We start from the raw sequence: 13825 nt of genomic DNA, 5'->3' as shown, positions 1-13825 counted from the left end.
AAATCCATTCTCCGTCGTCTTTTTCTGTTAACCAACGGCCTGAAGCGTTAGCGTTTTACTCAAAGTGATGTCAACAACACCTTCACCTTTAAAGTTCCAAGTTATGTTCAAATTACTCTGACTGGCTAAAAAGGCTAGTGCTTCTTGCTCCATTTCTCTCACCATGTCTGCAAGCTCAGGGCAACCGAGCTCTTTAAACATAGCAGCATACGCACAGTCGGTGATAGAAATGCAAATCGTTGTGGGGTCAGCCTGTGATTCGCTTAGTGTAAATAGGCCAAGTTTGGCGTAGTTTCTAAGCCAAGTGAGCCAGTATTCTAAAATCACATCCTCTTTGTTTTCGAACATATTAAAGGATTCAGGATTAGGCCATAGCCAGCGCATTTCCATTTTGCCTGTCTCTAGAAACATGTCACGATATAATCGGTAGGCTTTATCCTGTCCTAGTAGTTTCCTCGCGTTGCCATAACCTGAGCTAAACATACTCATATCTTTAGTGATGGACTTCCAGATTTCGGTATATTCTCCTTGGTGTCTATCGCGCCAGTGCTGTAAGCCTTTATTATCTCGACGCCATGCTAACAGCGTAGAAATTACAAACTTTGCAAAGCTATACCTACTGGTGGCCTCTTTAAGTGCTCGCCATATCTCTGATTTATAGAGATATTCTTGTTGCCTTTTTGCCATTTTTGGATGTTGCTTTGTTACTGTATACCAATTTAACCCCAAATTTCTGAGACTATTGATGTCTGATGATACGCTGTCTACCCAGCCAAACTCTTGATCTGCTCGATGTGTGTTCTGGGTGTTTGCAGGTTTTGCCGTGACACCATTTAAAACCAATGTTTGCAGTAGCTTTTGGCGCGTTTTATAAGACAAATGCTCTACGGCTTTGACGCCATAGCTGTCAAAGAACACATTGTTTAGCCAACACTCAACCACAACACATGCCATCTTGGCGGTAAGTTCATAAGAAGAAATAACCCCATGTAACATTAGCCCTGATTGCGGATTATTGTCTGGGTAAACCCATAAACAAGTATCGGGATCTGACTCTTTTTTGGTTTTGAGCTTTTGCCCATTATTAAAAAACATCTTGGAGAAAAATGTATTTTTACGTTCGCCTAAGCGATATTTACTCATAAACTTTGCAAATCCAAGCGTTAGGTGTTGGATGTGATAACGACTATCTAGGTGCTTTATGTCTAGGTCTTCAGCAACATACTCACAACCAAGCCCAGCGACTTCAGGTGTTGCAAATGGAATTAGGTCGGCTGGTTTTTTCAATGCTGGAAAAGTAAATTGATGTTGTGCGTCCTGCCAAGGCGTCTCAACCTGCTTGCGAGTCCCTTCTCGCCAGCAGGTTAAGTGATTGGTAAAGCTTGCTAAAATCGCTTGTGGACTGGTCTCGCCGCCACCATAGGCTGCGCCCATATACAAACGACATTGATAATAGCCCGTTGCAGATGCTTTTTTATGCGCAAGCTCAGTTAACAGTAATGTTGAAATACCAGGGGAGAAGCCCATACCTGTGAGTAGCAAGCGTTGTTTTGATTGGGCCTCAGTATTCAGTGCGTGTATTTGATCTGCAGCCTGTAGGCTGTCATTAATGTCGAGGGCATCTATATTCGCGTTCAAGCACAGTTGATGCGCCTGTAGGGCAAATTTATCCATTGGACCCAAAGCAATCACAGCTAAGTCGAACTTTTTGAGTGTTTCAATGCTTTTGGCTTTGTCATTTATATCAAAAGGAACAAAGTTAATATGCTCTGGCAATATGCCCGCTTTTGGTGTTCGCCGTGCCGCACAGCTTATTTTTAAATCTGAGAGGCGTTCACTGAGTAAGTTGATAATGCGCCTGCCCGACTCACCTGTACCTCCCAAGACGATGATATTTTTACTCATGCAGCCTCCTGCTTAGTGTTGTTGTCTGATTTAGAAAGAATAAGCCCTGCAACGACACCTGCTTGTTCGAGATCTTTTATAAAATGATTGGCATCAACAGCTTCATGTAGCATCATTGGACCTGTTTTGGTGATTTGATTGTTTAATAATTGCTTAGCCGTTATGCCGATGATAAAGCCTGTAGCCTGATAGGTATCTTCTAGAATGATTTGGCCATGGTGTACGCGGTTGTCAGCACATTTAATTTGGGCATCGACGGCGTAAATTGGGTCGAGCTTACGCATATCTTTAGCTGAGGCCTTACATAACCATCGCGCTGCACGAGCGATAGTTTTATGGTTTTTGTACATCTTGAATATCTTCGCAATCATGCAAACAAACATAGCGCGGGGCCCTAGATTAGCACCGTAGACTTTAGCTGTTTGTATGTCATGTTCGTTGGCGAGTTGCACAATTTCTTCTGCATAAATCAACATAGTAGATGCGGTGCCTATGGGAGCAGGAAAGTGTGCTTTAGTACCAGCTTTTGAGAACTTTTCACGTTTAACTTGCTGGTTTTCCAAGTAGCAAAAGCCACGTTCGTGACCAAAGTCTCCTAACCCATTTATAATGTCCCATGCCGAATTGTAGCTCCAAGCGTCTCGGCCAACGTATTGCACTTCTAAGGATTTGATGTCCGCTCCACGGCTACATTGTTGAATAAGATAGGCGGGGAATACGCCTGATAAGCCCGGTAGCAAACCGACGTTGATGATGAGCGGTACTTCACTACTGTGCTTCTTTTCATGCTCGTGGAGAGACGCGTATACTGGATCGTAGCCACCAGCATCAATAATTGGTACGCCTAACTCTTTACAGGCCAATACTATTTGATCGCCAATAATGCCTGAGGGGCCAACACAGGCGACGACCAGATCTGTATTCTTTAACTGAGTTTTTAAATCGTCGGTGTTTTGGACATCAAGTTGTACTGTATTTATTCGGTCTTGATGTTGCGAAATTGCACTGGGTAATGAGGCTTTTCTACGTGAAGCAAACGTAAGTGCGGCTTGTGTATGCTCAAGTAAATACTCAGCTGCTTTTAAGCCTACTTGACCTGTACCACCGAGCAATAACACGGATTGAGCTTGCATGGTAACTCCCTTAATAAGCGTATCAACGCATTGATATTATTTATACAACGTCACGGTGGCGCTTAGTGCGTGCGCCACTTTCCACTCGTCATTGGTTTAGAAATTAGTACCTACAGTGAGGCCTATGGTTCTCGGGTTTCCTGCTTCTGCCGTGACACCGAAACCAAAGTTAAATGCAACTTTTGAGTAATATTCATCAAGCGCATTCTTCACCCATAAGTGCGCGTACCAGCTTTCGCTTTCAAGTCCCACTTTGGCATTTAAAAGGTGATATGCAGGTTGCTTCATTTGGTTACCTGCATCAAAGTAGTGATCGCCCATATAAATGTTTTCTAACTGCGTGAATAAGGTGAAGTCGCTGTTGAGTTCTGTACGATTGCTAATGGACAGGTTGGCACTGATCTTAGGCGTGTTTGGTAAACGATTATCGGAATAATCTTCTATTACACCAGTTGCAAAGTTCACACTTTCATACTCGCTATAAGTGGCGTCAACATAACTACTTGAGAAGCCAATGGTCCAATCCGGGTGAGGCTGGTAGCGCGACTCAAATTCAACACCCCGGCTGGTACTTTCGCCAGCGTTATCAGTGATAATGGTGGTGTTTTCTAACATCTGTTGCACTTGTTGGTCGTCTAAAGAAACGTAAAATGCAGTGATTGAAAAGCTCAGTTGGTTTTCTAGCGCTAGTGCTTTATAGGCGATTTCATAGTTATTACTGTATTCAGGCTCAAAGCTAGGCTTGCTTAAGTTGGGATATAATGTGTCAAATCCTCCTGCTCGGTAACCTTTACTCCAAGACGCGTAAACAAGGTCATTATTGGCAGTTTGATAAGAGAGGGCTAATTTGGGTAGAACTTCGCTGAATTCTTCCTTGCCACCGTGTTGCGAGGTTACTCCAGTGGACTGAGAGTCGATGTTAATATCGGCTTCTCGCTGTTCTTTATGGTAGCGTAACCCTGCAATGACGGTAATATCCTGAGTGATTGCGTAGTCAACCTGGCCAAATACTGCCCAAGCTTGGTCATCTTTCCCGATAATCGAACGATCAACCATGGGTCCACTACCTGGGTACATAGAGGAGAAGTTTAGATCATTTCTTGTCGTACTCTGGGTATCTGATTGATAGGCATAGAACCCGACTAGCCAATGGTAGTCTTCAGTATTTTTAGAGCTCCAACGCATTTCATGGGAGAGCTGATCAAAGTCGTCCTCAGAGTGACTATGGAACTGATATCCTGCGTCATTGCCTGTATCTTGATCCGCGGTGTTCAGGTTATCCCAGTCACGCCAGCTTGTGATCGAGATGAAGTTTACATTGTCACCGCTATAATCCAGTGTAACCGAAGCCCCAAGTGCATCACGATCGTCAACTCCTTCAAAATCATGTTCTATGTGATCTGGGTTGGCTTTGATACGCTCAAGTTGTCCCATCGCATACGAATCGCCACGAAAACGTTCATAATCCACCACAAAATTGGCTTCAAGATTGTCTGACGCGATCCATCTAAGTTTAGCTCTTGCACTCAGATCGTCGCGTGCACCAAAGTCTTTATCTAAGTAGGTATTTTCAAGATGTCCATCGGTGTTGTATGCCGAAGCTGATAAGCCGAGAAATAGATTATCCGCAGTCAAGGGGGTATTCACACCTAATCTAACCCGCTTTGAGCCAAAGTTATCTGCAGAAAAGGCACCTTTGAACTCCGGCATTTCGTCTGGTTGTTTGGTGATGATATTAATAACACCAGCCAGAGAATTGCCCCCATATAGTGTGCCTTGAGGGCCCCTTAGGACCTCAATACGCTCTATATCCACAAGGTCCAAATCAAAAATACTATTGCTACTATAATTCACGCCATCGACGTAAAAACCTATGGTGGGTTCGGTGAATAAACCCGGGCCTATGCCACGAATAAATACATTACTGTCTCTTCGGCCACCCCAGCTATAAACGTGAACACTCGGGATCGCTTGTCCAAGATCTGTGATTGAATAGGCTTCAGAGTCGACTAGTTCTTGTCCAAAAATAGCCGTTACGCTAGAAGCAACTTCCATAATATTCACGGTACGCTTTTCAGAAGTAACCTCAATTCGTTCCAAGTCGATATGTTTGGCTTGATCATCAGCAAATACTGCTGAAGAGAAAACGCCTAAACTCATTGCTAACAAGGTACGCGAAATGTGATAGTTGAGTTTAGAAGTGGAGAAGAGAGGTTTGGCCGCAGACGTCAGCTTATAACGAAACATAGTAAATTAGCTCCTAGTAACAACGAATAGTAGAGTAGTTGGGCATTGAGTTATGCTGCGCTAGAAATGGGTTTTTAGGCTTACTTCTCGTCAGCGTTGACCATTTGGTCGGCCCTGTTTTTATTGCCCGTTATTGTCTGAATAAGCAAGGAGAGCCACTACCCGAAAACGGCCATTACCCCTCTGTGCGGTTTTTTTTAAAGGTAGCGAACAAGGCTGATAGTAATTAGGGCGCTTATGTGGCAGCCCTAATCGTTTGTAATGGGGGTTTACAGAGATAGATTTTGCACTTTTGCGTCATGTAGCGTCATTTGGTGAAATAATATATCTAGTTGTTTTTCATGTTTAGGCTGATTTACGGCTTGCAACAGCTTCAGGTACAAGTGTTGTGCCGATATGGGCTGTGAAGCGCTCTGCACTCGATAATGTGCTAGGGTATCATTGATCACATTGCTAAATTGCTCATTATCAATGAGCTGTGACACTTCATAAACAATAAGCTGCGATTTACTTTTGGCGTATGGTTGGTGCGTCAATGCTAAGGCGTTTTTCTCCACACCGGACTCTTTAGTACGTGCTAATAAGTAGTCATTTTTAATGCTAGCCAATAGTTGTTGTGTTGCTTTGCTACTCAATCTTGATTTGGTCAGCGCAAACCAAGTTGGCACCCCCTCAGACAGTATGGGGTAACCTGCGGTGTTTGCGATTGCGATATTCTGCCACCAAACCTGAGCAACTGCATCGTGTACGGTGTATTCTAACCAGTCGGAACTGGATGGATCATGATAATTGTTTTGCCAAGCGGACATTTCGGGGATAAGCACTAAATTTGCGCTAACCGTTTGTTCTCCCATACCCTGAGGTAACGCTGCTATTTTTAAGCTGTTGTATGGGTAGGTTCCAAATATTGCTTCGCCTTGTTCAAGTGCATGTTTTGCTCGTTGTATCATGGAATTTAGGATGGCTTCATCGGCGTTAAGGTAAAACAGGTCTATGGGAATATCTTGTCCGGTTTTTGCGCTTGTCCATGTAGACTGGTGAATTTTGTATCCGGCGCTCACTATGACAGGATCCCAATGACTCGCAGTCATTGTTTGAAATTCATAGCTGTGGCGCTGTCCTTGTGTTTGGTGTTTCTGCAGATCCCCCGGCGCCACAACTACTTGATTGTTGGGGACGTCAATTTTTAGTTTATAGGTGAGCAGATCGGCGTCGTCGTGTTGGTACAAGTCTAGTGTTTGTGATTGGCTGAAAAAGTCTGGTGCCAGCGGGTCGAGGTTAAACTTCTCTCGTAACACGTTGTCTTTGATGATGTTGTTTTTCTCGAACCCAATGGAGGGCCAAAAACTTGCATCAATATAGCTGGCATTTTTTGTCACTTTGCCAATGTAATCAGTTGCGTGATTACTATAGCCTTGATATTTGACTGAAGCCGTAAAACTGAGCTGACTTTGTTGCTCATGAATGAGAGGCGTACTCAAGCCCCAAACCGAGGCATGATGCGCTTTGTCTAAAGCGAGCAGTGAAAGCGCTTGACCAGAAAGTAAGATTTCATCAAAAGCGGTATAGTTGTTGGTGTTGAGTAGCAACTGCTCGATTGCATTCTGGTGTGAATTAACCAGCGTTAAGTTGGCCGTGTATTGTATAGCGCGCTGATTTGGGTGTAGCGATATGGCAATTTCAGCGTGGCGAATTTTAGGCTGCGGTTGTGTATCGAATTGCCGGTATTGGTTTTCGTAGTCGGCTTGCACAGCATAACCATCGGCTTGTGTTTCAAATTGACCGTTAATGATCATCTCTTGATGAATTGAATAGGCTTGATAGCCAAAAACAGTGCCTGACAACAGCATAATAGCCAGTGATCGCGGTGTAACCTTTTGTGGTAAAGCTATTAATCTTTCTTTAAAAGGTGCAAGCACACCTCGTGTCCACAGCCAGCTACTTAATACTAGCAATACACAATAAAAACTGAGCCAGTAGAGCATAAGATTGAGATCTCTGATGATAAATTGCTCTGTAGATGCAATTTCGGAAAGTTGAGCAATAGATGGCCATGCCCATAAATACATAAAGTTCTCTATCGCGTGAGTTTCATTGAATATCGCAGGAGAAATACAGAGCACCACGGCACATACCTGTGCGGCAACTTTAGACTGCAATAGCCCGTAACTAATGATGGCTATAAACACGTAAGCGAGCATTAATGGCAGCAAAACAAGCATACTCAAATGCAATAAACTTTGCCAATCGGGGTCAAGATAACCTTGTATAAATTGTGTACCCAATAAGCCTGAAATAGGCACTAGCATTAATACGAACGCAATAAGAACAGCGCAGATTATATGGCTTAAAGGAGCTTGCCAATCGGGCGTTGGGCACACAGCGACCAGCTGTGCGGTATTTAGCTGGTGGTCTTTGTGGCACTGATCAACTATAAAAAAAGCGGCGGCAAGCATGGTAAAAATCAAACTGGGATAAATTAACACGGGAAGCCGCGTGTGCGTTCTTGGCAAAATAGCTGCGCTGCCCTCCATGCCCGGCAAACGGTAGCTTAACCCGGCGATGATCAGCATCAACGAAAGCGTCAACATTGATAGGTAAAACGCCTTATTAGTAATGATTTGGCGAGCTTGAAGATAACCGGAGTAGGCGCTGAATTTAAGCCAGTAGACTGTGGCTTTATTGGTTATCAAGGTTAATGGGTTCATATTTAGTTTGCTTGAACTGTGCGTGTGTTGTTGCGCTTTTGCAACGGGTTTTGCTGAGGCTTTTTTGTTGTTACTGGTTCTAAATTTCGTTAAATCGAAGCGCCACCATGAAAATACCAGCAAAGCTAATGCTAGTGCTAAATAAAGCAAACGATTGTAAAGTAATGCGCTCTCTAAGTTCAAAAACTGGGTCATTCTTTGCTGTGCCGTCCAGTAAAAGATTTGTCCTTCAACTGTGACCTTACCCAATGGATCAACAACTTGCAGCCAAGGGGCTTGTGGTGCGCCGTCACCAAACAAAGCGGTGATAATGACAAACGAGCCAACGGCTATCATCATCGCTGCATAAGCTGGTGTAGCGCGTCCAGTGAGTGCCGTGAGCGCAAACGGAATAGCGGTATAAACAATGCAAGCTGGGAGTACCCAAAGCAGTATAGCGTGTAAAATATGGGGCCATGAAGTTGCTATAAAATCACTATCTGGGTAGAGTCCAAAGAGGCTTGAGATCAGAGGTAAAGTCACCATGGCGATGACAACTGAGCTCATGACTAACAGCACAATAGCTAAACTCGCTAAATATTTACCGATAAAATAGTGTTTGCTATTGATATCAAAACTATATAAATAGTCTGCAGTTTTAGAATTAAGATCCCTGAGTAATGTTGGGACTACCAGTGCGCTACCCACCGTGGCAGCCCAAAATGTGTAGTACATAAACAAGTAATAGATTGCATATGGCGAGTTGCGTGCAACCCTGCCACTTTGCATGAGAGTATCCCATTCACCGCCTAACATTTCTCGGTAGCCCATGGCTATCATGGCTATTAAACAACCCCAAGTGGCTACGGAGCGTAGTCGATATTTTAACTCAAACAAAAAACTGGTGAACATACATGCTCCTTAAACCGCAAGTTCAGGGACGTAGCTGAAGTAAAAGTCTTCTAGGTCCGCAGTGCTTTGAATAAAGTTTGCGGTGGGTGCGGTGTCGCTTTGGATAGTGGCTTGGATGTTGCCTTTAACAATACGTGTCGAAATCACTTTGTAATTGTCTCGTAGTGTTTTCAACTCATTTCTTGATACTGATTTGTGCCAAATCTGGTGCTCTATTGAGGCGACGAGCTCATCGGGCTTGCCGCGTGCCAGTAGAGTTCCTCGGTTGAGGATCCCCATATCATCACAAAGGTTGGTGACGTCTCCTACAATATGTGTGGAGAGGATCACAATGGCACTGTCAGTGAGTTGGTGCAAAATACTATAAAAGCGGTTGCGCTCTGCAGGGTCTAGTCCTGCGGTTGGTTCATCAACAATGATGATCTTAGGGTTGGTCAATAAAACTTGCGCTATACCAAACCGCTGGCGCATGCCACCTGAGTATGTATCTACCGCTTTATGACAATGCTCTGTGAGGTTAACCAGCTCCAACAATTCATTAATTCGACTTTTTCGTTCCTTGGCATTGTGAATACCCTTTAAACGAGCGAAATAGTCCAGCATATCGGTGGCGGATGCATTTGCATAAACACCAAAATCCTGAGGCAAGTAGCCCAGTTGACGACGGAACTCAGCAGGGTTTGTGAAGATATCTTGCCCATCAAAATATATTTTGCCACTGTCGGGCGTTTGTAGGGTGGCAATGGTGCGCATAATACTGCTTTTACCAGCTCCGTTGGGACCAAGCAGGCCGAACATGCCCTTGCTTATGGTTAAATTGATATCTTTTAGTGCGTGAACACCGTTTGCATACGTTTTTGATACGTCACGAATTTCTAATTCCATTTCATTAGCTTCTGTTGTTGATTTTAGATTGCGACACTGCGCAGTGGCGCCGCTGAATTAGAGGTAAATTGATCCTCTGTTCCAAGTGGCAAGCACAGCGGCTTAGTTATCTGGCCATAGCACTGAGACACAATAGCAACATCAATGTTGAACAGCCGTTTAATGATTTGCTCTGTGACGACTTGTTGCGGTGTGCCATCAGCTATTATCGAGCCATTGTTAAGAGCGATAATTCGGTCACTGAATTGACTGGCTTGATTGATATCGTGTAGCACCATCACAATGGTTTTGTGTTCATGAATTTGTAACTGCTTAAGTAATTCTAAAAGCTGAAATTGATGACCTAAGTCTAGATAAGTCGTGGGTTCGTCTAGGAGTAAAATTTCAGATTGCTGTGCCAAGGCCATTGCTAACCATGCTCTTTGGCGCTCACCACCAGATAAATGCTGTAACGGCTTATGTTGCAACGCGTCAAGTTTGGTCTTTTTGAGCGCCCAAGTAATGGCATCCTGATCATGTTGCGATAATGTCTTGAACATTCCTAAATAGGGAAACCGACCATGACCAACAAGCTGTTTAACGAGCATACCACTTGGAGCTTGTGGACTTTGGCCAAGTAATGCGAGTTTCTTTGCTAGCGTTTTAGGGGGCCATTGGTGAAGCGGCTGTTGCTCCAAAGAGATAGTCCCTTGCTGCGGTTGAATGAGTCCGCCAAGTAGTTTAAGTAAGGTGGACTTACCACTGCCATTTGGACCGACAATTGCCGTGATCTGATGACGTGCAATAGAGACCGACAAGTCTTTTAGCACCGGCCTATGTTGATAATGTAAGGTTATTTGATCTGCATTTAACATGATAAATCCTAATTTTGGCGGCGGATCAATAACAGCAAGATGGGAATGCCCATCAAGGTGGTTAGCGTGCCTGTGGGGATTTCCAAAGGAGAGATGAGCGTTCGGCTTGCAATGTCTGCCGCCAGCGTTAATGAAGCCCCAGCTAACATACAGACCACCATCAGGTGGGGGAGGCTGGTACCTAAGCCGAGTCGGTTAAGTAGCACTTTGGCAAAGTGTGGCACAATTAAACCAACGAACCCGAGTGGACCCGTGATTGCGGTGGCACTGGCCGCCAGTGCTACCGCAATCAATAAGCTAATTAAACGCCACCTAGTGACGTTTAGCCCTAAAGTTCGTGCGGCATCGCTATCTAATTGCAGTATCGACAAATACTTTAATAATGCGAAGCAACTAAGCACGCCAACAAATGTCCAAGGAAGAAGCAAAAACAATTGACTAAAGTCCCTGCCATACAGGCTACCTGCTAACCAAATCAAACTGGTTTCTGTACGATTCCCTCCCCATGCCAAAATGGCCCACATAACTAAAGCATTTAACACCGCGCCTATCGCGACCCCGTTAAGCGCCAATTGATTAGGCTGTAGTTGCTGTCGCCAACTAAGTTTCAACACCAAAGCCGTGGCTAGCACCCCACCGAGCAATGCTACAGCGGGAAGCCAAGCAAAGTTAAAATTGAAATCACTGAAGCCGAATACATGAAGTTGAATATAATCCACCACAAGTAAACAAAGTACGATAGCTAAACTCGCGCCACCATTGACTCCTAAGATACTAGGGTCGGCAAGTGGGTTGCGGATCACGGCCTGTAAAATTAGTCCTGCCAGCGCAAAATGGATCCCAACCAACATGGCTAACAATGAGCGAGGTAAACGCAGCTGCCAAAGAATATTCGAATCACTATTTTGTGGTATTGAGGAAATCAGTATCTGCCAAACAGATTGCATCGACAGTGGTACAGACCCCATACTTAGCGCGGTAAAAAATAAGCAAATAAGTAGCGCGATGAGTGAGATTAATAAACCATAGAAAGGCCAAGGCTTAATTTCTCGGCAAGCGGATATAGTCATTGTTCGATTCATATAGACGCCTGCTGATAGCGAGATTGGATGAGCCAAACTAAGCTTGGTCCGCCAAACAGCACGCATAGTATACCCACAGGGATCTCCTGATAATTTGCCAGTAAGTCGGACAGACTGACAAGCACAGCACCGCTTAGCGCGCTGCCAAATAAGACATAGCGGTACTCATAAGCCAAGTGCTTGGGCAGTAAAGTGCGGCACAAGTGAGGAGCAACCAGCCCCACAAAAGCGATGGGGCCCGTAACAGCCACGGTGGCAGATGTTAGCACAACGGCAACGGTGAGCGTTTGAATACGCCAGCGTTTTACACTTCCCCCAATACTGTTTACGACATCGCTATCGAGTTGTAAAACGGTGAGCGGACGGGCTAACAGTGCACATAAAATAAGACCGAGTAATGCGATAGGAGCTAATAACGACACATGTTGCCAAGTGCGATTTGCAACGCTGCCAAGCAACCAATAAAACAACCCTCTAGTGTCAGTGCTTACCGAGATTAGTAGCAAAGTTGTTGCGGCGGCGCAAAACAGAGAAACGCATAAACCAGATAGAATAAGATTCACAGGCTCTAGTTTTTGCTTCCAAGAAAGCCATAGTGTGACTGACATCGCCAAAGCACCGCCAAATATACCCGCTATAAATTGGAAGTAGGTACTTAAACCGGTAAAAGTGAGGACCAGTACAATAGCCAATGCGGCTCCAGAAGAGACGCCGACGAGGCTTGGGGATGCGAGCTCATTTTGTGTTACTGCCTGAATAATGGCTCCTGCTATGCCAAGTGTTGTACCTGCAATGATAGCCAATGTTAGACGAGGTAGTCTCAGCTCCCAAACGACAAAACTAGCTTGTGACTTTGACGGGTTAATAAGTACTGACCAAACTTCTTTTAATGTGAGCTGATAGTCGCCGATTGTTAAAGACAGCAGTAGGCTGAGTAGTAACATACATACGCCGATTAGATATAAGCCAGTGGGCGTTGTAGCGAAGCGAGGTCTCTCTGAGTTAATCATAGCGTGCTTACATTACCTGCTATAAATGACCAAATTGCATTGGTGTGGCCCGTGCTTTATTAGCTAGGTCGCTTGGTGGGGCAAATTGGTCAGGGTGCAATAGGTGCGCTAATTCTTGTAAGACGAGCCTTCTAGCAATTGGGCCGTGGGGCATCACGTAATGGTCTGCGACTCGGTAGGCGCGGCCATTGGTAACGGCTTTGAGCTGCTTCCAAACTGGATGTGATTTAAAGGGCCCAGGTTCGCCTTTGAAGGAAATAATTACATCAGGGTTAAGCTTTAACAACGACTCCATCGAAATCGGGGCGGAATCAAGCTTTTTTAAGTCCGGCTGTGGAGAGGTGCCGACGCTATTTTTACCTTTGAGGGTCGCCATCATTTCAACGGTAAAATGATGGTCGTAAAATGCATAAGGTACATCTGACCAATGCCACAAAAACACCACAGATTGTGCTTTTAGAGGTGCAGTTGCAAAATGCTTGAGCTGCTCTGCAAATACTCGATTTAATTCAGCACCTTTTGCTTCCTTGCCCAGCGCTTTAGCCGCAGAGATTATAGCCCGATCTGAGTCGGATTTGGTGACCAAGTCATAAGCTAAAAAGGGACTGATCTCCTCAAATTTGGCTTCAAATGGTTCGGTGTAGGTACGCAGCCCGATGGTGAGATCGGGTTGTAGCGCAGTCAACACTTCCAAGTTCGTCTCATGAATTTCACCAAGATCTAGCATATGTTTAGTTTGCTCACCGAGGTAGGGTGACATCTGATGATTGAGTGTTGAGATCGCTGCAGCTTGCATACCTAGAGCACTGAGTAAATCAGCACCAAATACGGAGACAGCGGCGACCTTTTTGGGTGAAGTGTTAATAGTAACAAGTTTGTCGCGGTCATCTTTCACTACGACAGGAAACTGAGCATTAACGCTGAGAGACGATAATGTTGATAAACATGCACAAAATAGCAATATGAAGCGACGCATTAGCGTTTCCTTGCGAATAATTGAGTTGGTTTAATAGGTACATTTTGCAATGCTTAAAAACCCAGCACTACCCACATCGGATTTGTAATCCCCAAAAGAGATAATTTTAACAGCGCTGGAAGAAGGAGCTGTGG

The 13825-nt window shown here is 44.6% G+C and carries 9 protein-coding genes; all 9 read right to left on the bottom strand.

All coding sequences use genetic code 11. The annotated features are described in order from the left end of the window. Positions 1 to 27: 27 nt before the first annotated feature. The 9 genes from MHN32_RS04225 to MHN32_RS04185 all read right to left on the bottom strand — a co-directional run bounded on the left by MHN32_RS04225 (position 28) and on the right by MHN32_RS04185 (position 13691). On the bottom strand, positions 28 to 1905 hold the full coding sequence (locus MHN32_RS04225) for a hypothetical protein (RefSeq protein ID WP_239421011.1): 1878 nt from the start codon (positions 1903 to 1905) through the stop codon (positions 28 to 30). Next, positions 1902 to 3038 (bottom strand): NAD(P)H-binding protein, encoded by a 1137-nt coding sequence (locus tag MHN32_RS04220; protein WP_235368438.1) that lies wholly within the window; start codon positions 3036 to 3038, stop codon positions 1902 to 1904. Before MHN32_RS04220 ends, MHN32_RS04225 begins: the two co-directional genes overlap by 4 nt. Before the next feature lie 96 nt (positions 3039 to 3134). After that, positions 3135 to 5285, bottom strand: coding sequence for a TonB-dependent receptor (locus tag MHN32_RS04215; protein ID WP_239421010.1), 2151 nt, complete (start codon positions 5283 to 5285; stop codon positions 3135 to 3137). A gap of 269 nt (positions 5286 to 5554) precedes the next feature. Next, complete coding sequence (locus tag MHN32_RS04210) at positions 5555 to 8884, bottom strand: hypothetical protein (RefSeq protein ID WP_239421009.1); 3330 nt, start codon at positions 8882 to 8884, stop codon at positions 5555 to 5557. 9 nt (positions 8885 to 8893) lie between these two features. Then, positions 8894 to 9769 (bottom strand): ABC transporter ATP-binding protein, encoded by an 876-nt coding sequence (locus tag MHN32_RS04205; protein WP_239421008.1) that lies wholly within the window; start codon positions 9767 to 9769, stop codon positions 8894 to 8896. 23 nt (positions 9770 to 9792) lie between these two features. After that, the gene (locus MHN32_RS04200) at positions 9793 to 10623 is read right to left on the bottom strand and encodes an ABC transporter ATP-binding protein (protein WP_239421007.1); all 831 of its coding nucleotides are present in this window, start codon (positions 10621 to 10623) and stop codon (positions 9793 to 9795) included. Between the two features lie 8 nt (positions 10624 to 10631). Next, on the bottom strand, positions 10632 to 11705 hold the full coding sequence (locus MHN32_RS04195; protein WP_239421006.1) for an iron ABC transporter permease: 1074 nt from the start codon (positions 11703 to 11705) through the stop codon (positions 10632 to 10634). Continuing rightward, positions 11702 to 12649 carry an iron ABC transporter permease gene (locus MHN32_RS04190; RefSeq protein WP_239421005.1) on the bottom strand — a complete coding sequence of 316 codons (948 nt, stop codon included), beginning with the start codon at positions 12647 to 12649 and terminating at the stop codon, positions 11702 to 11704. The genes MHN32_RS04195 and MHN32_RS04190 overlap by 4 nt, the downstream gene beginning before the upstream one ends. Positions 12650 to 12734: 85 nt before the next feature. Beyond that, positions 12735 to 13691, bottom strand: a complete 957-nt coding sequence (locus MHN32_RS04185) for an ABC transporter substrate-binding protein (protein WP_239421004.1) — start codon at positions 13689 to 13691, stop codon at positions 12735 to 12737. Positions 13692 to 13825: the final 134 nt, after the last annotated feature.

The sequence above is a fragment of the Pseudoalteromonas sp. Of11M-6 genome (genome assembly GCF_022347905.1).
In the GTDB taxonomy this organism is placed as follows: domain Bacteria; phylum Pseudomonadota; class Gammaproteobacteria; order Enterobacterales; family Alteromonadaceae; genus Pseudoalteromonas.
This window is presented reverse-complemented; position numbering and strand designations above follow the sequence as displayed.

Excerpts from the sequence above, each read along its gene's own strand:
- MHN32_RS04215 (WP_239421010.1), bottom strand. The coding sequence starts at position 5,285 with ATGTTTCGTTATAAGCTGACGTCTGCGGCCAAACCTCTCTTCTCCACT.
- MHN32_RS04225 (WP_239421011.1), bottom strand. The coding sequence starts at position 1,905 with ATGAGTAAAAATATCATCGTCTTGGGAGGTACAGGTGAGTCGGGCAGG.
- MHN32_RS04185 (WP_239421004.1), bottom strand. The coding sequence starts at position 13,691 with ATGCGTCGCTTCATATTGCTATTTTGTGCATGTTTATCAACATTATCG.
- MHN32_RS04205 (WP_239421008.1), bottom strand. The coding sequence starts at position 9,769 with ATGGAATTAGAAATTCGTGACGTATCAAAAACGTATGCAAACGGTGTT.
- MHN32_RS04190 (WP_239421005.1), bottom strand. The coding sequence starts at position 12,649 with ATGTTACTACTCAGCCTACTGCTGTCTTTAACAATCGGCGACTATCAG.
- MHN32_RS04210 (WP_239421009.1), bottom strand. The coding sequence starts at position 8,884 with ATGTTCACCAGTTTTTTGTTTGAGTTAAAATATCGACTACGCTCCGTA.
- MHN32_RS04220 (WP_235368438.1), bottom strand. The coding sequence starts at position 3,038 with ATGCAAGCTCAATCCGTGTTATTGCTCGGTGGTACAGGTCAAGTAGGC.
- MHN32_RS04200 (WP_239421007.1), bottom strand. The coding sequence starts at position 10,623 with ATGTTAAATGCAGATCAAATAACCTTACATTATCAACATAGGCCGGTG.
- MHN32_RS04195 (WP_239421006.1), bottom strand. The coding sequence starts at position 11,705 with ATGAATCGAACAATGACTATATCCGCTTGCCGAGAAATTAAGCCTTGG.